Genomic DNA, 20,904 nt, shown 5'->3' with positions numbered 1-20,904 from the left:
CAAAAAACTTGCCGCAAGGTCATACTACGCAACCCAAGTTTCAAATAATGAAAGAAAACCGATGCTGATACACCCGATGCCCGACCCCATCGCCATACAAATCGGCCCGCTCGCCGTGCACTGGTACGGCCTGATGTATGTGCTGGCCTTTGCCCTGTTCATTGCCCTGGGCCGTGTGCGCATCAGGCAGCCGCATATCGCCGTGCTGGGCTGGAAGAAGGAAGACCTCGACGACATGCTGTTCTACGGCATGCTGGGCGTGGTGATCGGCGGGCGCCTGGGTGAAGTGCTGTTCTACCGTCCCGAATACTTCCTGCACAATCCGCTCGAGATCTTCATGGTGTGGCATGGCGGCATGTCCTTCCATGGCGGCTTCCTCGGCGTCATCCTCGCCATGTACCTGTGGAGCCGCAAGGCGGGCCGCAACCTGTTCGACGTGCTCGACTTCATCGCGCCGCTGGTGCCGCTCGGCTACGCGGCCGGCCGCCTGGGCAATTTCATCAATGCCGAACTGCCGGGCCGCATCGCCCCGGACACCCTGCCGTGGGCCATGCAGTGGCCGGGCATCCCGTATCCCGTGCACCCGTCGCCGATCTACCAGATGCTGGTCGACGGTATTTTGGTGTTCATCATCCTGTGGCTGTATGCGCGCAAGCAGCGTCCGCGCATGGCCGTGGGCGCCATGTTCACCCTGTTGTACGGCTGCGCGCGCTTCTTCACGGAATACTTCCGCACGCCGGACTGGGAAGTCGTGTGGCTGGGCGTGCCGATCACGTCGGGCCAGATGCTGTCGCTGCCCATGATCGTCGGCGCCATCGCCCTGCTCGTGTGGGCGTATAAAAGCCAGGTGATGGGCACGCCGCCCACCAAGGCGCGCGCGGTCTGAGGGGCGATCAGCCCAGTAGTTTGTTTGTAATCACTTTCCATTGCGCCGGCGTCACCGGCGTGATGGACAGGCGGCTGCCCTTCTTGAGCAGCAGCATGTCCTCCAGTTCCGGCATCTGGCGCAGCTCGGACAGGGGCAGCAGCGCCGTCTTCTTCAGGCCCCGTACGTCGACGCTGATCCAGCGTGGCTGTTCAGGCGTGGCTTTCGGGTCGAAGTACTTTCCACCTTCTTCAAACTGGCTGTGATCGGGATAGGCGCCGCTGGCCACTTCGGCTATGCCCGCCACGCCCGGCTGCGGGCAGCTCGAGTGATAAAACAGCACGCCGTCGCCCGGCCGCATGCCGTCGCGCATGAAGTTGCGCGCCTGGTAGTTGCGCACGCCGAACCAGGGCAAGGTGTGCCCGGGCGCGGCCATCAGGTCGTCGATGCTCACTTCATCGGGTTCGGACTTCATCAGCCAGTATTGTTTCATTGCATTTCCCAGGTCAAAGAATAAAAGCGACAGGCGTAAAAAAACGGCTGCGCATGCTGATGCTGCAACCGTTTTTTGTACTGCAAATTAGGCCCCGCCTGTGCCGCTATGCCGGCATCCCGAACCAAACGGTTCAAGGTGGTCACGTTAGTTCAATTTCGGGTTCGTCGAACGAGCGACGCTCACTCCCATCAAACAAAATTCGCAACCGATGCGCATAAATGGTTCAAGGAATATATGGCAATCGCGAACACCGCAGGGTAGACCCAAGTTTACTCCTTTGCTCGCGCATCGCAAAGACAAATCGTCGCGTGTCCGCTTAAAAAAGGTTTTCCTGGGGCGTCAGTGCGCTGTCCAGGACGGTGTGCATGGCCGAGATTTTTTGCTTCACTTCCAGTATCGTCAGTTCCGACAGCGGCCCTTGCGGCGACTTGACGGAAAGAAACTCTGCCGCCACGCCCAAGGCGGCCAGCACGGCGATACGGTCGTTGCCCTTGACCTTGCCCGCGTCGCGGATGGCCTTCATCTTGCTATCGAGATAGATCGCCGCTTCGCGCAGCGCGCGCTCTTCGCCGTCGCGGCACACCATGCTGTAGGACTGGCCCATGATATTGACATCGACACGCGGCATTACGCTTCCTTCTCGTTCTCGGCAATATAGGCGCCCGCTTCCGAAGCGGCTTGCTCCAGGCCGGCCTGCACCAGTTCCGGGATTTTTTCCAGCAAGGCTTCCACGCGCTCCTGCGCCTCGCGCATGCGTTGCACGTACTGCGCGTTGTCGGCGGACAGGGCGGCGTTGTCCTTGCGCAATTGCGCGTTTTCACGACGCAGCGCATGGGTCATTTCGGCCAGCAGGCCTATTTTGTCGGATAATTCATTGAATTCGGAAATCATCCCGCCACTATAGGGCGGACGCTCCATGGGCGTCAATCGAATCACGCCGCTGTCACACATATTTACATCAATGCAGGGCAGTTGGCGGACAATACACTCTTTTTCCGGCGCTTTTCGCCATCTGCACGCATCTGCCGGCGCCGCGATGGCAGCGTTTTACTCGTCGACGTAATCGGGTTCGATATCGAGACCGCCATAGCGGTTTTCGCAAGAGCGGCGCACCAGCGTCTGTTGTCCACCCTTGCCGTCAAGCACCATCGTCAAGTCGCGGCAAGTACGGTGGTAGCTGCCCGGCTTGGCGTCCGTCCGCGAGGGCGTCAGGCGCACTGCCAGCGGCGCCGCATTGCCCAGGCCCTTGTTGCTCCACTGGCGCGTCTTGCCATCCTCTTCATCTTTCAAGGTACGCACGGCGGCCGTCAGCAGCGATGCCTGCTCTTTCGCGTTCAACTTGGCCACCGTCACGTCCGACAGGAAGGGCGGATACACGACGGGCGCCGGGTCCTTGCCCTGCACGTCCCAGCGGCCGCTGTTCTGCGAACAGGTGCGGCGGCTCAGGTCTTGCGACTTGCCGCCCGCCGTGACGACGAATTTCAGGTCGCGGCAGAGGTGCGCCTTCAGGCTGTGCTCCGTCATGCCGGAATTGCTGAAGTTATAGGTCACGTTCACCCGCGCGCCGCTGTCGCCGCCGTTGTCCCACACGTGGGCGTCCTGGTCGTCGTCGTCCTTGTTCAGGTCGTTGAACAGCTCGTTGAGCAGCATTTCCTTTTCCAGCGGCGTCAGGGTGGCCACGGTGATCTCGTCGAGAATGGTGGGCGTTTGCGCGGCGGCATTGCCCAGGCAGGCGAGGCCGACGACGGCGACGCCCAGCAGGCGCAGGGCGGGACGGGAAAGTGTCAATGACATGGTGTGCTTTCTGGCGCAGGTGGCGATATTGATGTGCAATTGCAATCATCTTATCAAAGTCCATAGTAAAACCCTGTTTCCCGTGCGTACAGGAACGCCCCTCGCCTGCCGGCCATGCTAGAGTCGCGCCTGTTGCTGACGCCCGGGAAGCTGGCTTGCGCCAGCGCAAACCCTGTGTAAATGCAGGCTGCGCAGAACGTGTATGCATATCTTCCCGGAGAATAAGCCCTTGAATAAGCCCCCTACCGTCCCTATAATTAGCACTCGTTAGTAGAGAGTGCTAACAAACTCTTTCGTAGCAATCCTCAGGACATGATGGTGTCTGCCGGGCAACAGCAGGGAACGCTACGCGGCGGGCGACGCCGCGATGCCACCACTGCCCAGCGCCGGCCTGCACACGATGCCATGGGGTTTGCTTGACCGTTGCGGGCTGCTTTCAACGGCGGTCACTGAAAGCACGCCTGGCGCTGTGCCAGGCATGTATTCATTTAGCAACACCTATCCATTGAACTTTAAGGAGTTTTGTATGAATCTGCGCCCATTGAACGATCGCGTCATCGTCAAACGCCTCGACCAGGAAACCAAGACTGCGTCCGGCCTCATCATTCCTGATGCAGCTGCTGAAAAACCGGATCAAGGCGAAGTCCTTGCCGTAGGCAATGGCAAGATTCTCGACGACGGCAAAGTGCGTCCTCTGGATGTCAAAGTGGGCGACCGCGTCCTGTTCGGCAAGTACGCCGGCCAAACCGTCAAAGTTGACGGCGATGAGCTGCTGGTCATGCGCGAAGAAGACATCATGGCGATCGTCGTCAAGTAATTGTTTCCACGTTGTAGACAGATACATCCCGAAACTCAGGAGAATTGAACATGGCAGCTAAAGAAGTAGTATTCGGCGACGCAGCGCGCGCCAAGATGGTCGAAGGCGTCAACATCCTCGCCAACGCAGTCAAAGTCACCTTGGGCCCGAAAGGCCGCAACGTCGTGCTGGAGCGCTCGTTCGGCGCCCCTACCGTCACCAAGGATGGTGTGTCGGTAGCGAAAGAAGTTGAACTCAAAGACAAGCTCATGAACATGGGCGCGCAAATGGTCAAGGAAGTTGCTTCCCGCACCAGCGACAACGCCGGCGACGGCACCACCACCGCCACCGTGCTGGCACAAGCCATCGTGCGCGAAGGCATGAAGTTCGTTGCCGCCGGCATGAACCCGATGGACCTGAAGCGCGGTATCGACAAGGCAGTTGCCGCCACCGTCGAAGAACTGGCGAAAATCGCCCGTCCTTGCACCACGACCAAGGAAATCGCCCAGGTTGGCGCGATCTCGGCGAACTCGGACTACTCGATCGGCGAGCGTATCGCTGAAGCGATGGAAAAAGTCGGCAAGGAAGGCGTCATCACCGTTGAAGACGGCAAGTCGCTGAACGACGAGCTGGACATCGTTGAAGGCATGCAGTTCGACCGCGGCTACCTGTCGCCATACTTCATCAACAACCCGGAAAAGCAAGTTGCCGTCCTGGACAGCCCATTCGTCCTGCTGTGCGACAAGAAAATCTCGAACATCCGTGACCTGCTGCCGGTACTGGAACAAGTCGCCAAGGCTGGCCGTCCACTGCTGATCATCGCGGAAGACATCGAAGGCGAAGCGCTGGCTACCCTGGTTGTGAACAACATCCGCGGCATCCTGAAAACCTGCGCAGTGAAAGCACCAGGCTTCGGCGACCGCCGCAAAGCCATGCTGGAAGACATCGCTGTCCTGACGGGCGGCCAGGTGATCGCTGAAGAAGTCGGCCTGACCCTGGAAAAAGTGACCCTGGCCGAACTGGGCCAGGCAAAACGCATCGAAGTGGGCAAGGAAAACACCATCGTCATCGATGGCGCCGGCGAAGCTGCCTCGATCGAAGCACGCGTGAAACAAGTGCGCGTACAGATCGAAGAAGCAAGCTCGGACTACGACCGTGAAAAACTGCAAGAGCGCGTGGCCAAACTGGCTGGCGGCGTTGCCGTGATCAAGGTTGGCGCAGCCACCGAAGTCGAAATGAAAGAGAAAAAAGCCCGCGTTGAAGATGCACTGCACGCCACGCGCGCTGCCGTGGAAGAAGGCATCGTGCCAGGCGGCGGCGTAGCCCTGCTGCGCGCACGCGCCAACATCACGGTCAAGGGCGACAATCCTGACCAGGACGCCGGTATCAAGATCGTCCTGCGCGCCATGGAAGAGCCACTGCGCATGATCGTGCAAAACGCCGGCGAAGAAGCTTCGGTCGTCGTGGCAGCCGTACTGGCTGGCGCGGGCAACTACGGCTACAACGCTGCCAACGGCACGTATGGCGACATGGTGGAAATGGGCGTCCTGGACCCAGCCAAAGTGACCCGTTCGGCGCTGCAAAACGCCGCTTCGATCGCTTCGCTGATGCTGACGACCGACTGCATGGTCTGCGAAATCGCTGACGACAAGGCAGCTGGCGGCATGGGCGGCGGCATGGGTGGCATGGGTGGCATGGGCGGCATGGACGGCATGATGTAATGTCCGGCATCTCCGCGCGCAGGCGACGGCGCGCAGGGATGCATACGCCGGGACAGGGCAGGCAGGCCAAAAGCTGCCAGCGCCTGCCCGGCGGCCCCGAAAGCCATCTTCTACGGAAGGTGGCTTTTTTTCGTCTTGCCTTCTAGAAACCTCAACGATTGCCCGCCCGCGCGTTTTGCTTTAGCATGGCCGCCATCGCCCTTCTTTCTGACGCCACCATCATGCCGCCACGCGCCTCTTCTTCCAAAACCGCCGTCATCGCCGGCATCCTGGCCGGCTTGCTGGCCGCCGGGCTCGGCGCTTTCTACCTGCACCAGCAGTCCGCCCCGCACGGCACCGATGCCCCCGCCGCCGGCAGCCCGGCGCCGGAACCGAGCGCGCGCGCCGTCGACGCGCTGATGGCATTGCCGGAAATCAAGGCCTGGTCGGCGCATATCGAAAAGGCATCGGGCGGCCGCGCGCATGGCGCCGTGATGGAAACGTCGCCCGACGTGCGTCTCATCGATGGCAAGCCCTACCATGACCTGAGCTTTATGGAAAACACGCCGGAAGCGGCGCACCGCTGGGAGAGTTTCGTCGTTTCCCAGGATGGCAAGCGCATCCTCGTCGACGACGTCGTCAGCGGCGAGCTGATCAGCCTGGAACAATGGCGCAAGGACAACGCGCCCATGCAGCGCATTGCCACCCAGTAACTATCCCTACGCCGGCGCCCCCTGCGGCGCCGCGCCGCGCACGCGCGCCACCCACCACACGGTCCACAGCGACAAGCCCGCCGCCAGCCAGCCATTGATGCCGTAGCCGCTGATGTGGCCGGCCGCGTCCGTCTGCAGGGTCAGGCCGCCCAGCCAGGCGCCCAGGCCGCTACCCAGGCTTTGCAGGGCCGAATTGGCGCTGAGAAACGCGCCCCGCTTGTGCGGTTCCGGTATCGTCGTCAGCAGCGCCTGCAGCGGCACCATGCGGCCCGACACCAAGGCCATAAAGAAGGGAAACGCCAGCATCAGCCCCAGCAGCGGCAACTGGGGCAAGTGCGTCATGAACAGCAGCGGCGCAATCGACAGCAGCGACACCCAGCGGTACACCTGCTGCTTGCCGGCCCGGTCCGCCCAGCGGCCGATCAGGCGCGCCGTGAAGATCGTGGCGCAGCCGCCCGCCAGGTAGACCCAGGTGACGTCGGCCGGCGCCAGCCCCATATTGCCCACCAGCACGGGCGAAATGAAGGGTATGACCAGCATGCCCGCCGTCATGTTGACAATCGACAAGGAAAACGCTTGCAGGTGGCGCCGCTCGCGCAGCAGCGCCAGCAGGTTCGGCAGCACCTGGCGCAGCGGCGTGGGAGCCGCGCCCATGTGCGCCGTGAGCGCCGGCAGCACGCGCGCCGCACCGAGCCAGACCAGCAGCGACAGCGCGACCAGCAGGAAAAACGGCGAAGCCCAGCCAAAGTGCGCGGCCAGCACCACGCCGATGGGCACGCCGCCCACGGCCGCCATGGCAAACGAGGTCATGACGACGCCCGTGGCCGCGCCGCGCCGCTCGGCGGGAATCACGTCGCCGATGATGGCCATGACGATGGCGCCCAGCACGCCGCCCGTCAGCCCCGCAAACGCGCGCGACCACAGCAGCACGTGGAAGTTCGGCGCCAGCGCGCAAGCGAGGTTCGACACGGTGAACAGGCAAAACATGGTCAACAGCAGCTTCTTGCGGTCGAAGCGGTCGATATACGTGGCCGCCAGCAAGCCGGACAGGCCCGCGCACCAGGCATAGGCCGAGACGGCGCCGGAGACGGCGGCCGGGCCGATATGGAAGGCCTGCATCAGCTGGGGCGCCAGCGGCATCATCACCATGAAATCCATGATGACGGTAAATTGCGTCAGCGCAAGCAGCCACAGCATCGCGCGCTCGCGCGCCGGCGTCAGCAGAGGTGCAGGTGCGGCCGTCATGCCAGCGCCTCGATATCGCTGCGGGCCTGGCGCAGGATGGCGCGCATGGCGTCGAGGCGCACGGCATCCGCATCGCCCGCGCGCCCGCGCGCCAGCACGGCCGCCTTCAGTTCATGCATCAAGTGGCGCAAATCGTCGTCCGCGCCGGCCGGCGCACCGATCCTGGCGGCAATCGCATCGACATAGGCGCGGTTCGCCGCAAGAAAAGCCAGCCCCTCGGGCGTGATGCTGTGCAACTTCTTGTTGCCGTCGAGGCTGACGGCCACGTAACCGTGGCCCACGAGGCCGTGCATCAGCGGATAGATGGCGCCGGGACTCGGGGCATACGCGCCGCCGGCGCGCTGGCCGATGGCCTTGATGATGTCGTAGCCGTGGCGCGGCTTGTCGGCAATCAATTGCAGCACCAGGTAGCGCAAGGTGCCCGCGTCAAACATTTTCGGCCCGCGCGCGGCCGGGGCCACGCTGGCAGCGGCGCGCGGCGGGTGCGCGCCGTGTGGTAAGAGGGACATGGCATTCCTTAAGATATATCGCAATAAGATATATCTTAATTTGGAGTGCGCTGCAACGCAAGGTTTACTTTCCGGCATCAAAGCCCGATACTCGCCCACATGCCTGCCCCGACCGTCCGCCCCCTCACGCCCGACGACGCGCCCGCCTACCGCATGCTGCGCCTGGCCGGCATCGCCGAATCGCCGGGCGCCTTCTGCACCACGCAGGCAGCGGAAATCGCCGTGCCGCTGGCGCAGATGGCCCAGCGCCTGCGCTCCACGCCGCACCAAATAATGTTTGGCACTTTTGAAGATGGACGATTGATCGCCATTGCCGGCCTGCGCCGCGAACCAATTGCCGTCGTGCATGACAAGGCCAGCCTGTGGGGCGTGTACGTGGCGCCACCGGCGCGCGGCCGGGGCGTGGCGCGGCAACTCGTGCAGGCGGCCATCGCCCATGCCTGCGGGGTTCCCGAACTGGCGCGCGTGCGCCTGGCCGTGGCGCAGGACAACCATGCTGCGTTGAGCCTCTACCTGGGCTGCGGCTTTGTCCTGGCCGGCGAGGCGGCATCGGCCGGCATGCTGCAAATGCAATACATGCTGCCGCGGCCCGCCATCGCAACGACGAAAAATGATGTCTTTATGAAAATCAATACCTTACAAATCCCTGCGAAATAGCGGACAAGCCGTTTTTTCTGTTGCAAGCAAACGCGGCAGGCCTTAGCATCGCGGCTTACAAAAAAAACTTGGGGGAGAGCCAATGTCATCGGCCGAGACACAAACCGCCACGGGCAAAATGCCGCGGCAAATACCGTACATCATCGCCAACGAAGGCTGCGAACGCTTCAGCTTTTATGGCATGCGCAACATCCTGACGCCATTCCTCATCAGCACCCTGCTGCTGATGATCCCGATCGACCAGCGCACGGGCGAAGCCAAGCACGTGTTCCACACCTTCGTCATCGGCGTGTATTTCTTCCCGCTGCTGGGCGGCTGGCTGGCCGACCGCTTCTTCGGCAAGTACAACACCATCTTCTGGCTCAGCCTCGTGTATTGCGCCGGCCATGCCTGTCTGGCCATCTTTGAAAACAGCGTCAACGGCTTCTATTTCGGCCTGTTCCTGATCGCCTTCGGCTCCGGCGGCATCAAGCCGCTCGTGGCCTCGTTCGTCGGCGACCAGTTCGACCAGACCAACAAGCACAAGGCCAAGCTGGTGTTCGACCTGTTCTACTGGATCATCAACTTCGGCTCCTTCTTCGCCTCGCTGCTGATGCCGATGTTCCTGCGCGATTTCGGCCCGTCGATCGCCTTCGGCATCCCCGGCCTGATGATGCTGGCCGCCACCATCGTCTTCTGGATGGGCGCCAAGAAGTACGTGCACGTGCCGCCGGCGCCGCCGAATCCCGATTCGTTCACCCGCGTGGCCCGCACCGCCCTGCTGGCCCGCGTCGACGGCGGCTCGCGCCCTGGCCTGTACGTGGCCTACGTCGGCGTGATCGGCGCCCTGTATGCGTTCTACAGCATTCCCGAATGGGGCTTCGTGATTTCCGCGTGTACGGCGCTGGTCCTGCTGCTGGCCTTCGGCAGCATCGGCACGGCCATGCAGCTCGAACGCGCGCGCGGCATCCACCCGGACGAAGCCGTCGAAGGCGTGCGCGCCGTGCTGCGCATCCTCGTCATCTTCGCCCTCGTCACGCCGTTCTTCTCGCTGTTCGACCAGAAGGCCTCGACGTGGATCGTGCAGGCGAACACCATGGAAAAACCAAGCTGGTTCCTGCCGGCGCAGATGCAGGCGCTAAACCCGATGCTGGTGATGCTCTTGATCCCGTTCAACAACCTGGTGCTGTACCCGATGCTCAACCGCTTCGGCTGGGAAGCGACGGCCCTGCGCCGCATGACGGCCGGCATCGGCTTTTCCTCGCTGGCGTGGATCGTCATTGGCCTCTTGCAGCTGGCCCTCGACAGCGGCAGCGCCGTTTCCATCATGTGGCAGATCCTGCCCTACGCCCTGCTGACGTTCGGCGAAGTGCTGGTCTCGGCCACGGGCCTGGAGTTTGCCTACAGCCAGGCGCCCGTCTCGATGAAGGGCGCCATCATGAGCTTCTGGAATCTGTCGACCACGGTGGGCAACCTGTGGGTGCTGATCGTCAACCGCAGCGTCATGAACGAAGGCGTGATCGGCAAGATCGCCGAGAGCGGCATCAGCGTGACGGCCTTCCAGATGTTCTTCTTCGCCGCCTTTGCCGCCGTCGCCATGCTGGCCTTCGGCCTGTATGCGAAGCGCTACAAGATGGTGGACAACTACCGCCAGGCAGCCGTGCCAGCGAAGGCGTGATGCCGGCTTGATCCGACGTAAAAAAGGGCGCCCGAGGGCGCCCTTTTTTACGTCGTCACCGTCGGCGCGTCGCGCCCCGTGCGTGCGCGGATCTGCGCCACCTGCTCGGCCACGGCGATCAGTCCCGCCAGCGCCTGCTGCGTGGGGATCGCGTGCTGCGCGGGATCGGCTTCGTAGCGCTCCAGGTACAGGCGCAGGGTGGCGCCCTCGGTGCCCGTGCCCGACAGGCGCAGCACGATGCGCGCGCCGTCCGTCATGATGATGCGGATGCCCTGCTGCGTCGCCACGGAGCCGTCGACGGGGTCCGTGTAGCTGAAATCGTCGGCCAGCGCCACCGTGTAGCCATCGAATACCTGGCCCGGCAAGGCGGCCAGCCGGGCGCGCACGGCGTCCATCAGCTGCGCCGCGCAAGCACTGTCGATGCCTTCATAGTCGTGGCGCGAGTAATAGTTGCGGCCATAGGTAGCCCAGTGGGCGCGCACGATGTCTTCCACCGACTGTTTTTTCTCCGCCAGCAGGTTGAGCCAGAACAAGACGGCCCACAGGCCATCCTTTTCGCGCACGTGGTTCGAGCCCGTGCCGTAGCTCTCTTCGCCGCACAGGGTGGCCATGCCGGCGTCGAGCAGGGTGCCGAAGAATTTCCAGCCTGTCGGCGTCTCGTGGCAGGGGATGCCCAGCGCGCTGGCGACCCGGTCGGCCGCGCCCGACGTGGGCATCGAACGGGCGATGCCTTTCAAGCCCCCACGGTAGCCGGGCGCCACGGTGGCGTTGGCGGCCAGGATGGCCAGGCTGTCCGAGGGCGTGACGTCGAAGCGCCGGCCGACGATCATGTTGCGGTCGCCGTCGCCGTCCGAGGCGGCGCCGAAGTCGGGGCCATCGTCGGATGCCATGATGGCGATCAATTCCCGCGCATTCACGGGATTCGGGTCCGGATGGCCGCCGCCGAAGTCTTCCAGGGGCACGCCGTTGATGACGCTGCCCTTGGTCGCGCCCAGCATGCCTTCCAGGATGGCCGTCGCATACGGGCCGGAGACGGCGTGCATGCCGTCAAAGCAGATGCGCAAGCCGCCCGCGAACAGGGCGCGGATGGCGTCGAAGTCGAACAGCTGCTGCATCAGTTCCGCATAGTCGGCCACGGAGTCGATCACCTCGACCGTCATCTGCTCGATGCGCACGGTGCCCGGAGCGTCGAGGTCGATGTCCGCCGCGTCGCTGATGCGGTATTCGCTGATCGTTTGCGTGCGCGCAAACATGGCTTCCGTGACCTTCTCGGGTGCCGGGCCGCCATTGGCGATGTTGTACTTGATGCCGAAGTCGCCATCGGGACCGCCCGGGTTATGGCTGGCCGACAGGATGAGGCCGCCGCTGGCGCCATGCTTGCGGATCACGCAGCTGACGGCCGGCGTCGACAGGATGCCGCCCTGCCCCAGCAGCACGCGTGCGTAGCCGTGCGCGGCCGCCATGCGCAGCACCGTCTGGATGGCCGCGCGGTTGTAGTAACGCCCGTCGCCGCCCAGCACCAGGGTCTGGCCGCGGCAGTCGCCGAGCGTGTCAAACACGCTCTGCACGAAGTTTTCCAGGTATTGCGGGGCGCTGAAGACCGCGACCTTCTTGCGCAGGCCCGAGGTGCCGGGCCGCTGGCCGGCCAGCGGCGCCGTATTGATGATTTGAATAGCCATGTTGCCTCCCTGTTAACTTCCCATGTTAACCGATGCCGGGCGCCCGGCAAAGCGTTGTACGCCTGCCACGGTGCGGCAAGCCGCTTAGCGCCGCATCCCCGCATGTCATATAATGAGAATCATTCTCATATGCGGCATTCCTGGCTGCGGACTCAGACATCGGACGCCGTGGTTGCACGCTATTACCAAGAACTGTTGAACTTTTGCTGGCGCAGCTTGCGCAACCGCGAGGCTGCTGCCGACCTGGTGCAGGAAAGCTATGCGCGCGTGCTGGGCGAAGCGGCCGTGCGCGAACCACGCGCGCTGCTGTACCACACGGCGCGCAAGCTGATGATCGACCAGCACCGCCGCGCCACCCTGCGCCAGCACGAGGAACTCGATGCCCTGCCGGAAGCCGCGCATCCGGCAGCGCCCCGGCATTTGCAGCCGGAACAGGCACTGGAAAGCAGCCAGGACTGGCAAGCCTGCGTGGCCGCCATCGATGCCCTGCCGCCGCGCTGCCGCGACGCCTTCGTGCTGCACGTCTTCGAAGAATTGCCGCACGCACAGATCGCCGCGCGCATGGGCATATCCGTGAGCATGGTGGAAAAACATATCGCGCGCGGCATGCTCAGTTGCCGGGCGCAGTTGCATTCCTTGCGGGAAGCCACATAATGGCGCCCATGACCGCCCACCCGCCCCGCCATGATTTCGGCCCCTGCGCCCAGGAGCAGGCGGACTTGCGCGAGCATGCAGCTTTTGCCGCCACGCAAGACCCACTGGCGCTGGCAGCTGCCACCTGGTTCAGCCGGCGCGCTAACCTTGATGTGCCGCAACAGGCCGAATTTGCCGCCTGGCTGGCGGCCGATGCGCGTCACGCCCACGCGTACGCGCAGCTGGACGATACGCACCGCGCGGCGCGGCGGATTCCCGCCCGCGTCGCCGCGCGCTGGACGGTCCCCCCGGCGCCACTGTCCGCTCCCCGCCGGCACTGGCTGCGCGCCCTGCCGTATGCGGCCGCCGCCATGCTGCTGCTCAGTGTCGGTGCGGGCGGCTACCAGTGGTGGCAGCAGCAAGCCGTGTTCAGCCAGTCGTACGCCACCGTGCGGGGCCAGCGCCTGGCCGTCGCCCTGCCCGACGGCAGCAAGCTGCAGCTCGATACGGCCACGCAGCTGCACGTCACCGTGTACCGCCAGAGGCGCGAAGTACGCCTGGCGCACGGCGAAGCGCTGTTCCAGGTGCAAGCGCAGCAAGGGCAGCCATTCAACGTGCTCAGCGGCCCTGTGACGGTGACGGTGGTAGGCACGCAGTTTTCCGTGCGCAACACCCTGGCCCAGGACAGCCACCTGCGCGTGGCCGTGCAGCATGGCCATGTGCGCGTGGCGGGCGCGCGGCAAGAGCAAGTCGACCTGACGGCCGGCCAGGGCGTCACGGCCGACGCCGCAGGGAATTTGTCCGCCGTCGCCAGCCTGGCCCCCGGCAGCGTGGCGCCGTGGCGTGACGGCAGGATCACCTTCGACAACGTGCCGCTGGACGCGGCGCTGGCCGAATTCGAACGCTACGGCGACACGGGCCTGCTCGTGCGCGATCCCGCCGTGGCGCGCCTGCGCATCGGCGGCAGCTTCAGCCTGACACAGCTCGACCGCTTCGCCGCCGCCCTGCCCCAGCTGCTGCCCGTGCAGCTCGTGCGCACGGGCGCCGCCAGCGAGATCCGCATGGCGGCAACCATGCCTGCGCAGGCGCCCGCCATGCATCTGCAACAAAATAAATGAAAATAAGTCGCATTCGCAGGTGAGGATTTGATCCGCTGCCGCGTCTACTAGGTTAATCGACAACAAGTAACCTGGAGAATGCCGCATGTGGTCCCCCCGCTTCAATCTGCAACCCGCCCCCCTCGCCCTGGCCGCCATGCTGGCCCTGGGCACGCTCAGCGCCGCACAGGCGCAAGCCTTGCCCACCGTCAAACTGTCCATCGCCGCCCAGCCGCTGGGCCAGGCCCTGAATGAACTGGCGCGGCAAGCCAATCTGCAACTGCTGTTTGCCCCCGAGCTGGTGGCCGGCAAGACGGCGCCCGCCATCAGCGCCACCCTGAGCGTGCGCGACGGCCTGGAGCGCCTGCTGGCCGGCAGCGGGCTGCAGGCGGCCATCGACGGCAGCGCCGTCATCATCAAGGCGGCGCCCAAGGCCACGGGCGAGACGGCGACCCTGTCGGAAATCACGGTGACGGCCAATGGCGAGCGCACGGCCACCAGCGAAGGCACCGGCGCCTACACGACGCGCGCCGTGACCCTGGCGGGGGCCGAACGCTCGCTGCGCGACACGCCGCAATCGGTGTCCGTCGTCACGCGCCAGCAGATGGATGACAAGAACCTGTTCACCCTGGACCAGGTACTGGAGCAAAGCACGGGCCTGACGCGCATGAACCGCAGCTTCGGCTCGCATGAGTTCCTGTCGCGCGGCAATGCCCTGTCTTACCTGATCGATGGCATGCCCGGCATTTCCGACAATGCCACGGGCTGGCTGATCCCCGACATGGCCGTGTATGACCGCGTGGAAATCCTGCGCGGCTCGACCGGCCTGATCGTCGGCGCCGGCACGCCGGGCGGCGTCGCCAACCTGGTGCGCAAGCGCCCGCGCGCCGAAGCCCATGCGGACGTGACGGCCACCATGGGCAGCTGGCAGCAGCGCCGCGTCGAGCTCGACGCGGGCACGCCGCTGAACGGGGCCGGCACCGTGCGCGGCCGCGTGCTGGTCGCCTATGAAGACCGCGATTACTTTTATGACGCGGCGCACAGCCGCATGCCATTGTTCTACGGCATCGTCGAAGCGGACCTGGACGCCGCCACCACCGTGCGCGCCGGCGCGCGCCGCCAGCACACGGTGACGGACGGCTACTGGCTGTTCGGCCTGCCCCGCTACAGCGACGGCGCGACCTTGCCGGTACGCCGCTCGACGTCGCTGGCGCAGGACTGGAACCGCCACGACGCCACCATCGGCGAACTGTTCGCCGACCTCGAACACCGTTTTGGCGGCGACTGGAAGGCCAAGCTTGCCCTCAACCGCACGTATGGGGCCTTCGATCAGCAGGCAGCCATCGTGCGCGGCAGCATCAATCCCGCCACGCAGCAGGGGGCGCGCCTGTACACGGTCAACTACCGCAAGCAGGACATCGTCACCACGGGCCTGGACGCCAACGCGGGCGGCACTTTTCAAGCCTGGGGCGGCAGGCATGAGGTGCTGCTGGGCATGAACGCCTCGCGCGCCGTCACCGACGACCACGCGGCCTCGACCTCGCCCGGCCTGCCCTTCGACGTCTTCCACCCGAACAATTCGTTGCTCGCGCAGCCCGCGCATCCGGCCTGGGATTCGCTGCCGCACCTGAACGAGCAGCATTACGGCGCCTACGCCAGCACGCGCTGGGAACTGCGCCCGGACCTGCATCTGCTGCTGGGCGGGCGCCTGAGCTGGTTCGACAAGCAGACCACGGGCAAGCTGGCCACCGACCCCGTCAGCCGCTACAAGGAGAGCCGCGAATTCACGCCGTACGCGGGCCTGGTGCTCGACCTCGACAAGCGCTGGTCCGTGTACGGCAGCTATGCCAGCATCTTCCAGCCGCAGAGCCTGTACTACACGCTGGGCGGACAGCCCTTGAAACCCGTCGTCGGCGACACCTATGAAGCGGGCGTGAAGGGCGAACTGTACGACGGCCGCCTGAACGTGGCGCTGGCCGCCTTCCGCATCGACAAGCGCGACACGGCCATCTACGACGAGGCCAGCAATGACGATTGCCTGAAGTGGGACGTGACGGGCAGCTGCTACCGCAATGGGCGCCCCATCCGCAGCACGGGCATCGACGCGGACGCCAGCGGCGAAGTGCTGCCGGGCTGGCAGTTGTCGTCCGGCTACACCTACAACATCGCGCGCGGCGAAGGCGATGAAACGCCGCCCACCGTCACGCCCAAGCACATGCTGCGCGTGTCGACCAGCTACCGCCTGCACGGCGCGTGGAACCACTGGAGCATCGGCGGCGGCGTCTCGGCACAAAGCGGCTATGTGTACCGGGCCGATGACAATCCCGACGTGCGCTTCCGCAACGGCGGACGCGCGGTGTGGGACGCGCGTGCCGCGTATATTTTCAACCGCAACTGGAGCGCCAGCCTCAGCATCGCCAATATAACGGACAAGACCTACTGGGCCGCCACGGGCGAATTGCGCCGTGGTAACTACTTCGGCGAACCGCGCAACATCCTCCTCACCGTGCGCTACACGCCGGCACTGTAAGCGCTTGCCATCCACGCTGCCGCATGCCTGCGGCGGCGTCATTGCCGCAGCGCACACTTGCATGTCTCGCAACTCCGCACTATAATAAGAATAGTTCTCATTCACATTTGGATTCCAGCCGGAATCCGCTCCCGCATTACCCGCCCGCCACTCATCGGCCGGCACGGCATGGCTGGTGCGCAGCTGGATGACACGCTGCGCCAGCCAGGCATCCCCGCCAAGCAAGCCTTTCCATATCCATCACCAACAAAGGAGGTTTCATGGCACGAACACCTACGCTGGCCGCCGCGCTTTCTCCCGCCGCTGCCGCCCTGCCGCCCGGCAAGGAACACGACTGACCATGCACGCACCTGCCACAGTTGAAAAAATCGCGCGCCTGCGCCTGTCCGACGGAGCCATGTACCGGCTCGGCGTCGCCTCGCGCAGCGTGGCGGCCATCGTTGGCGGCTACGTGCTGGCCGCGCTGGTCACCATGCTGCTGTCGGTGAGCCTGCCCATGGCCCGTTCCGAAGCCGTCATGACGGCCACCCTGCTGTCGTTTGCCGTCTACACCTGCGCCGTGATGTGGGTCTTTGCCACGCGCAGCGCCCTGCGCGCCTGGCTGGGTCTCCTGATTCCGGCCGCCGTCATCGCCGCCATCCTGCAATCGATGGACGCACTCTCCTGGAGTCTCGCATGAAAGAAGGTTTCCGCCAGTCGATGGCGTGGCTGCACACCTGGTCCGGCCTGCTCGTCTGCTGGATCTTGCTGCTGGTGTTTTGCGCCGGCACGGCCAGCTACTACCGCAATGAAATCACCTTGTGGATGCAGCCCGAACTGCACGGCGCCGCCGCCAGCGACGTGACGACGGAAGTGGCGGCCACCGTCGCGCAACAGGCGATGGAAGAGCGGGCCACGGGCGCCACGCGCTGGTTCATCAGCCTGCCCGGCGAGCGCAATCCGGCCACCCAGCTGGGCTGGAGCAAACCCTCGAAGCCCGGCGAAAAGAAGCGCGGCCGGCGCGGCAATTTCCATAGCGAGAAAGCCGACCCGGCCACGGGCGAGGTGCTGTCCAAGCCGCGCGAGACGCGGGGCGGCGAATTCCTCTACCGCCTGCATTTCGACCTGCACTACATGTCGGCCATCTGGGGCCGCTGGATCGTCGGTTTCTGCGCCATGTTCATGTTCGTCTCCATCATCAGCGGCATCGTCACGCACAAGCGCATCTTCAAGGACCTGTTTACCTTCCGGCCGAAGAAGGGCCAGCGCTCGTGGCTCGACGCGCACAATGTGACGGCCGTGCTGGCCCTGCCCTACCACATCATGATCACCTACACGGGCCTGGTCACCTTGATGTTCCTCTACATGCCGTCCGGCGCCACGGCCGCCTACAAGGGCGACCAGGACGCCTTCTTCGCCGAAGCGTTCCCGGGCCGTTCGGGCGACAGCAAGCCGGCCGGCGTGGCCGCGCCGCTGACCGCGCTCGCGCCCCTCGTGCGCCAGGCGGAACAGCGCTGGGGCGGCAAGGTCGAGCGCATCTCCGTCAACCACCCGGGCGACGCCAACGCCACCATCACGCTGACGCGCGCGGGTGGACGCGACATGTCGTCGAAGCAGCCGTCGATGGAATTCGACGGCGTTTCCGGCAAGCTGCTGTCGAGCGAGGGCGACGCGCAGCCTGGCGCCGCCGCCACGCAAGGCGTGATGGTGGGACTGCACGTCGCGCATTTCGGCGGACCGCTGCTGCGCGCCCTGTTCTTCCTGTCCGGCCTGGCAGGCTGCGCCATGGTCGCCACGGGCGCCCTGCTGTGGGCCGTCAAGACGCGCCAGAAGCAGGCCAAGGCACTGGCCGCCGGCAAGCGCGCCAGCTTCGGCCTGCGCCTGGTCGAAGCGCTCAACATCGGCGCCATCGCCGGCATCCCGATCGCCTTCGGCGCCTACTTCTGGGCCAACCGTTTGCTGCCGGTGGCGATGGAGGACCGGTCGAAAGAGGAAATCGCCTGCTTCTTCGGCGCCTGGGCCCTGGCCACCATCATCGCCCAGCTGCGCCCCTCGCGCGCCATGTGGCGCATGCAGCTGGCCGCCGGCGCCTTCCTGCTGGCGTCGCTGCCCCTACTGAACGTCTTCACGACCCATGCGCACCTGGGCGCGACCCTGTTCCTGGGCCGCGGCCCCGTGGCCGTGGCCGCGTTCGACCTGGTGGTGCTGGTGCTGGGCCTGGGCCTCGCGTATGCGGCGTTCAAATTGAAACCGCTGCCCGTGAAGGCGGCCAAGGCACACAAGGCAACGGATGCGGTAAAACCGGCGCAGACGATGGAGGCCGCGTGATGGAGCTGCTGTCGAACGTCCTCGTCTTCGCCTTGTGCTACGCGGGCCTGTCCGCGCTGTGCCTGGCCATGGACCGCCATTACGCCGACCTGCACGGACGCGGCGCCGAGCCGCCCGCGCCCCTGCGCCGCCGCCTGCGCTGGACGGGATGGCTGGCGCTGGCGGCCGGCCTGGCCTGGGCCATGCACAGCGCCGGTGCCGGCTATGGCCTCGTCTACTGGATCGGCAGCCTGACGGGCTGCGGCCTGCTGCTGATCTGGCTGCTGCCGTACGCGCCCCGCCAGGCCATGCGGCTGGGCCGCGGCGCCGGCACGGCGGCCATCGTCGCCGCCGTGGCCCTGGCCGTCCTGTGAACTAGGCCGGGGCACCAGACCTGAGCAGCGCCTCGACGCCTTCCGCTCCCATGGCGCGGCCCAGGAAATAGCCGAACGCCTCGTCGCAGCCCATCTCGGCGAGCAGTTCCAGCTGCTCGCCGTTTTCCACGCCGCCGGCGATGGTGCGCAGTCCCAGCGTGTGCGCCATGGCCACGATGGCGCGCACCATGGCGCCATCGTGGCCCGGCTTGCCCAAGTCGTCGACAAAGCACTTTTCGATCTTCACGGCATCCGTGGGAAAGCGCTTCAGGTAATTGAGCGAAGCGTCGCCCGTGCCGAAATCGCTGATGGCAATGGCCATGCCCAGCTGGCGGAACTGGCGCAGTATCAGCTCGCAATTCTGGTGGCGGTCGATCAGGATGGCGGCCGCGATTTCCAGTTCGATGCAGTGTCCCGGCACCCCGGCCGCCTCCAGCGCGGCGGCAAAATTGCGCGCGATATCGCGCTGGTAGAACTGGCGCGCCGACAGGCTGACGGACACCGTCAGCATCTGCCCCTGCGCAATCCAGCTGCGCGCCTGTTCGACGGCCGTGGCCAGCACCCACGCTCCCACCGGCAGGATCAGCGCGCTTTCTTCCAGCACGTGCAGGAAGTCGAGCGGCATCATCAGGCCCAGTTCCGGATGCTTCCAGCGCAGCAGCGCCTTCACGCCCGTGACCCTGCGCGTCTTCAAGTCCATGCGCGGCTGGTAGTACAGCACGAATTCGTTGCGTTCCAGCGCATGGCGCAGCGCCGTTTCAAGGATGGTGCGCGAGTACGACTGCGCCTGCATGCGCGCCGCATAGCGCAAGCAGGTGCCGGGCGCGTGGCGCTTGGCCGCATACATGGCCAGGTCGGCCTTCTCGATCAGCGCATTGACGTCATCGTCGTCATCGGGATACAGGGCCACGCCCACGCTGGCCGCCACCGCCAGGCTGTATTCGCCGATGACGAAGGGGGCGGCAATGGCGCTGACGATTTTCTCGGCCACCCGCTCGGCGTCCTGCGCCGTGCGCAGTTCCGTCAGCAGGATGATGAATTCGTCGCCGCCCTGGCGCGCCACCGTGTCGACCTTGCGCACGCACTGCTGCACGCGGCGCGCGAACTCCGTCAGCACCTGGTCGCCCACGTCGTGTCCCAGGCTGTCGTTGATGGACTTGAAGCGGTCGATGTCGACGAACAGCACGGCCAGCAAGCCCTGGTGGCGGCGCGCGTAGGCGATGCCGTGCTCGAAGCGGATCTGGAAATGCAGGCGGTTCGGCAGCCCCGTCAGGCCGTCGTGGTGGGCGATGAATTCCAGCTGCTGCTCGGCGCGCCGGCGCGCCGACACATCGTGCAGCAGCAGCACGGCGCCGCCCTGCGCCAGCGGCGCGCAGCTGTATTGCACGTCGATGCGCTTGCCGTCGAGGTGGCGCAGCAGCACGGCGCCGCGCGCCACTTCCAGCACTTCCTGGCGCGCCACGCAGTCGCGCACCTGGCGCGCCGCGTCGACGGGTGCGCCGTCGTGGAACAGGGGCAGGAGCTGCGTCACGGGCTGACCCACGCCGTCACCGGGCAGCAGCCCTCCCAGCGCGCCGGCGCGGGGATTCAAATACCGCACCACGCCATCGTGGTCGGTGCCGATGACGGCGGCCGGCAGCGCGTGCAGCAGCGCCATGGCATCGGCCATGCGCTGCGCCTGCGCCGCCTGCAGCACCGCGCCGGCCGCATGGCGCATGCGCCACGCACGGGCCGTCTGCCACTGGCAAGCCAGCAGTGCGGCGAGCACCATGGCCAGGCACAGCGCCAGCAGCAGCGCCGTCATGCGTCACCCGGCAGGCAGGAGATGGAAGACATGCTTTTCCTTTGCAACGCGCGCCATGCGGCCGGGCGC

General features: G+C 65.3%; 20 protein-coding genes and 1 other RNA gene. 12 read left to right on the top strand and 9 right to left on the bottom strand.

The window, feature by feature from the left end:
* Nucleotides 1–61: 61 nt before the first annotated feature.
* Nucleotides 62–886: a prolipoprotein diacylglyceryl transferase gene (gene lgt / locus BXA07_RS10995; protein WP_076567970.1), complete on the top strand. Its 825-nt coding sequence runs from the start codon at nucleotides 62–64 to the stop codon at nucleotides 884–886.
* A gap of 7 nt (nucleotides 887–893) precedes the next feature.
* On the opposite strand, the gene BXA07_RS10990 is transcribed toward lgt, so the two are convergent.
* The 5 genes from BXA07_RS10990 to BXA07_RS10970 form a co-directional block, all read right to left on the bottom strand.
* A complete protein-coding gene (locus BXA07_RS10990) occupies nucleotides 894–1,358 on the bottom strand; it encodes an EVE domain-containing protein (RefSeq protein WP_076567969.1) in 465 nt (154 codons plus the stop codon).
* A gap of 87 nt (nucleotides 1,359–1,445) precedes the next feature.
* A non-coding RNA gene (gene ssrS, locus BXA07_RS10985) (6S RNA) lies at nucleotides 1,446–1,623 on the bottom strand.
* A gap of 54 nt (nucleotides 1,624–1,677) precedes the next feature.
* A complete protein-coding gene (locus tag BXA07_RS10980; RefSeq protein ID WP_034747344.1) occupies nucleotides 1,678–1,989 on the bottom strand; it encodes a cell division protein ZapA in 312 nt (103 codons plus the stop codon).
* Nucleotides 1,989–2,252 (bottom strand): DUF904 domain-containing protein, encoded by a 264-nt coding sequence (locus BXA07_RS10975; RefSeq protein WP_076567968.1) that lies wholly within the window; start codon nucleotides 2,250–2,252, stop codon nucleotides 1,989–1,991. The genes BXA07_RS10980 and BXA07_RS10975 overlap by 1 nt, the downstream gene beginning before the upstream one ends.
* A gap of 156 nt (nucleotides 2,253–2,408) precedes the next feature.
* The gene (locus BXA07_RS10970; protein WP_139335528.1) at nucleotides 2,409–3,155 is read right to left on the bottom strand and encodes a hypothetical protein; all 747 of its coding nucleotides are present in this window, start codon (nucleotides 3,153–3,155) and stop codon (nucleotides 2,409–2,411) included.
* A gap of 526 nt (nucleotides 3,156–3,681) precedes the next feature.
* Here BXA07_RS10970 and groES point away from each other — a divergent pair.
* From groES to BXA07_RS10955, 3 genes are all read left to right on the top strand, one after another.
* Nucleotides 3,682–3,972 (top strand): co-chaperone GroES, encoded by a 291-nt coding sequence (gene groES, locus BXA07_RS10965; RefSeq protein WP_010400979.1) that lies wholly within the window; start codon nucleotides 3,682–3,684, stop codon nucleotides 3,970–3,972.
* A gap of 50 nt (nucleotides 3,973–4,022) precedes the next feature.
* Nucleotides 4,023–5,672, top strand: a complete 1,650-nt coding sequence (gene groL / locus BXA07_RS10960) for a chaperonin GroEL (protein ID WP_076567966.1) — start codon at nucleotides 4,023–4,025, stop codon at nucleotides 5,670–5,672.
* 185 nt (nucleotides 5,673–5,857) lie between these two features.
* Entirely contained in the window at nucleotides 5,858–6,364 is a 507-nt protein-coding gene (locus tag BXA07_RS10955) for a hypothetical protein (protein WP_244556246.1), read from the top strand.
* A gap of 6 nt (nucleotides 6,365–6,370) precedes the next feature.
* Here BXA07_RS10955 and BXA07_RS10950 read toward each other — a convergent pair whose 3' ends face one another.
* Nucleotides 6,371–7,609, bottom strand: a complete 1,239-nt coding sequence (locus BXA07_RS10950; RefSeq protein WP_076567965.1) for an MFS transporter — start codon at nucleotides 7,607–7,609, stop codon at nucleotides 6,371–6,373.
* Nucleotides 7,606–8,118, bottom strand: a complete 513-nt coding sequence (locus BXA07_RS10945) for a PadR family transcriptional regulator (protein ID WP_244556245.1) — start codon at nucleotides 8,116–8,118, stop codon at nucleotides 7,606–7,608. The genes BXA07_RS10950 and BXA07_RS10945 overlap by 4 nt, the downstream gene beginning before the upstream one ends.
* 99 nt (nucleotides 8,119–8,217) lie before the next feature.
* Between BXA07_RS10945 and BXA07_RS10940 the strand changes: the two genes are divergently transcribed.
* Together BXA07_RS10940 and BXA07_RS10935 are read left to right on the top strand one after the other, a co-directional pair.
* Complete coding sequence (locus BXA07_RS10940; protein WP_076567964.1) at nucleotides 8,218–8,775, top strand: GNAT family N-acetyltransferase; 558 nt, start codon at nucleotides 8,218–8,220, stop codon at nucleotides 8,773–8,775.
* Between the two features lie 118 nt (nucleotides 8,776–8,893).
* Nucleotides 8,894–10,432 carry a POT-type proton-dependent oligopeptide transporter gene (locus tag BXA07_RS10935; protein ID WP_170909647.1) on the top strand — a complete coding sequence of 513 codons (1,539 nt, stop codon included), beginning with the start codon at nucleotides 8,894–8,896 and terminating at the stop codon, nucleotides 10,430–10,432.
* A gap of 47 nt (nucleotides 10,433–10,479) precedes the next feature.
* On the opposite strand, the gene BXA07_RS10930 is transcribed toward BXA07_RS10935, so the two are convergent.
* Nucleotides 10,480–12,111, bottom strand: a complete 1,632-nt coding sequence (locus BXA07_RS10930) for an alpha-D-glucose phosphate-specific phosphoglucomutase (protein ID WP_076567962.1) — start codon at nucleotides 12,109–12,111, stop codon at nucleotides 10,480–10,482.
* Between the two features lie 168 nt (nucleotides 12,112–12,279).
* On the opposite strand from BXA07_RS10930, the gene BXA07_RS10925 reads away from it, so the two are divergent.
* From BXA07_RS10925 to BXA07_RS10900, 6 genes are all read left to right on the top strand, one after another.
* Nucleotides 12,280–12,765, top strand: coding sequence for a sigma-70 family RNA polymerase sigma factor (locus BXA07_RS10925; protein ID WP_170909643.1), 486 nt, complete (start codon nucleotides 12,280–12,282; stop codon nucleotides 12,763–12,765).
* Between the two features lie 8 nt (nucleotides 12,766–12,773).
* Nucleotides 12,774–13,862, top strand: coding sequence for a FecR family protein (locus tag BXA07_RS10920; protein ID WP_076568008.1), 1,089 nt, complete (start codon nucleotides 12,774–12,776; stop codon nucleotides 13,860–13,862).
* Between the two features lie 85 nt (nucleotides 13,863–13,947).
* Entirely contained in the window at nucleotides 13,948–16,371 is a 2,424-nt protein-coding gene (locus BXA07_RS10915; RefSeq protein WP_076567960.1) for a TonB-dependent siderophore receptor, read from the top strand.
* A 340-nt stretch (nucleotides 16,372–16,711) separates the two neighbouring features.
* Nucleotides 16,712–17,050, top strand: a complete 339-nt coding sequence (locus BXA07_RS10910) for a DUF3649 domain-containing protein (protein ID WP_076567959.1) — start codon at nucleotides 16,712–16,714, stop codon at nucleotides 17,048–17,050.
* On the top strand, nucleotides 17,047–18,678 hold the full coding sequence (locus BXA07_RS10905) for a PepSY-associated TM helix domain-containing protein (protein ID WP_076567958.1): 1,632 nt from the start codon (nucleotides 17,047–17,049) through the stop codon (nucleotides 18,676–18,678). Before BXA07_RS10910 ends, BXA07_RS10905 begins: the two co-directional genes overlap by 4 nt.
* On the top strand, nucleotides 18,678–19,031 hold the full coding sequence (locus tag BXA07_RS10900; RefSeq protein ID WP_076567957.1) for a DUF3325 domain-containing protein: 354 nt from the start codon (nucleotides 18,678–18,680) through the stop codon (nucleotides 19,029–19,031). Before BXA07_RS10905 ends, BXA07_RS10900 begins: the two co-directional genes overlap by 1 nt.
* Nucleotide 19,032: 1 nt before the next feature.
* Here BXA07_RS10900 and BXA07_RS10895 read toward each other — a convergent pair whose 3' ends face one another.
* Nucleotides 19,033–20,835: a putative bifunctional diguanylate cyclase/phosphodiesterase gene (locus tag BXA07_RS10895; RefSeq protein WP_083708162.1), complete on the bottom strand. Its 1,803-nt coding sequence runs from the start codon at nucleotides 20,833–20,835 to the stop codon at nucleotides 19,033–19,035.
* Between the last annotated feature and the right edge of the window lie 69 nt (nucleotides 20,836–20,904).

It is taken from the genome of Janthinobacterium sp. TND4EL3 (assembly GCF_900156175.1).
Classification (GTDB): domain Bacteria; phylum Pseudomonadota; class Gammaproteobacteria; order Burkholderiales; family Burkholderiaceae_D; genus Janthinobacterium.
The sequence above is the reverse complement of the archived record's forward strand: the minus strand, read 5'-3'. Positions and strand labels throughout refer to the sequence as shown.

What these genes read in the sequence shown, in the direction of transcription:
- lgt (WP_076567970.1), top strand. Translation starts at nt 62, where the DNA reads ATGCTGATACACCCGATGCCCGACCCCATCGCCATACAAATCGGCCCG.
- BXA07_RS10990 (WP_076567969.1), bottom strand. Translation starts at nt 1,358, where the DNA reads ATGAAACAATACTGGCTGATGAAGTCCGAACCCGATGAAGTGAGCATC.
- BXA07_RS10980 (WP_034747344.1), bottom strand. Translation starts at nt 1,989, where the DNA reads ATGCCGCGTGTCGATGTCAATATCATGGGCCAGTCCTACAGCATGGTG.
- BXA07_RS10975 (WP_076567968.1), bottom strand. Translation starts at nt 2,252, where the DNA reads ATGATTTCCGAATTCAATGAATTATCCGACAAAATAGGCCTGCTGGCC.
- BXA07_RS10970 (WP_139335528.1), bottom strand. Translation starts at nt 3,155, where the DNA reads ATGTCATTGACACTTTCCCGTCCCGCCCTGCGCCTGCTGGGCGTCGCC.
- groES (WP_010400979.1), top strand. Translation starts at nt 3,682, where the DNA reads ATGAATCTGCGCCCATTGAACGATCGCGTCATCGTCAAACGCCTCGAC.
- groL (WP_076567966.1), top strand. Translation starts at nt 4,023, where the DNA reads ATGGCAGCTAAAGAAGTAGTATTCGGCGACGCAGCGCGCGCCAAGATG.
- BXA07_RS10955 (WP_244556246.1), top strand. Translation starts at nt 5,858, where the DNA reads ATGGCCGCCATCGCCCTTCTTTCTGACGCCACCATCATGCCGCCACGC.
- BXA07_RS10950 (WP_076567965.1), bottom strand. Translation starts at nt 7,609, where the DNA reads ATGACGGCCGCACCTGCACCTCTGCTGACGCCGGCGCGCGAGCGCGCG.
- BXA07_RS10945 (WP_244556245.1), bottom strand. Translation starts at nt 8,118, where the DNA reads ATGTCCCTCTTACCACACGGCGCGCACCCGCCGCGCGCCGCTGCCAGC.
- BXA07_RS10940 (WP_076567964.1), top strand. Translation starts at nt 8,218, where the DNA reads ATGCCTGCCCCGACCGTCCGCCCCCTCACGCCCGACGACGCGCCCGCC.
- BXA07_RS10935 (WP_170909647.1), top strand. Translation starts at nt 8,894, where the DNA reads ATGCCGCGGCAAATACCGTACATCATCGCCAACGAAGGCTGCGAACGC.
- BXA07_RS10930 (WP_076567962.1), bottom strand. Translation starts at nt 12,111, where the DNA reads ATGGCTATTCAAATCATCAATACGGCGCCGCTGGCCGGCCAGCGGCCC.
- BXA07_RS10920 (WP_076568008.1), top strand. Translation starts at nt 12,774, where the DNA reads ATGACCGCCCACCCGCCCCGCCATGATTTCGGCCCCTGCGCCCAGGAG.
- BXA07_RS10915 (WP_076567960.1), top strand. Translation starts at nt 13,948, where the DNA reads ATGTGGTCCCCCCGCTTCAATCTGCAACCCGCCCCCCTCGCCCTGGCC.
- BXA07_RS10910 (WP_076567959.1), top strand. Translation starts at nt 16,712, where the DNA reads ATGCACGCACCTGCCACAGTTGAAAAAATCGCGCGCCTGCGCCTGTCC.
- BXA07_RS10905 (WP_076567958.1), top strand. Translation starts at nt 17,047, where the DNA reads ATGAAAGAAGGTTTCCGCCAGTCGATGGCGTGGCTGCACACCTGGTCC.
- BXA07_RS10900 (WP_076567957.1), top strand. Translation starts at nt 18,678, where the DNA reads ATGGAGCTGCTGTCGAACGTCCTCGTCTTCGCCTTGTGCTACGCGGGC.
- BXA07_RS10895 (WP_083708162.1), bottom strand. Translation starts at nt 20,835, where the DNA reads ATGACGGCGCTGCTGCTGGCGCTGTGCCTGGCCATGGTGCTCGCCGCA.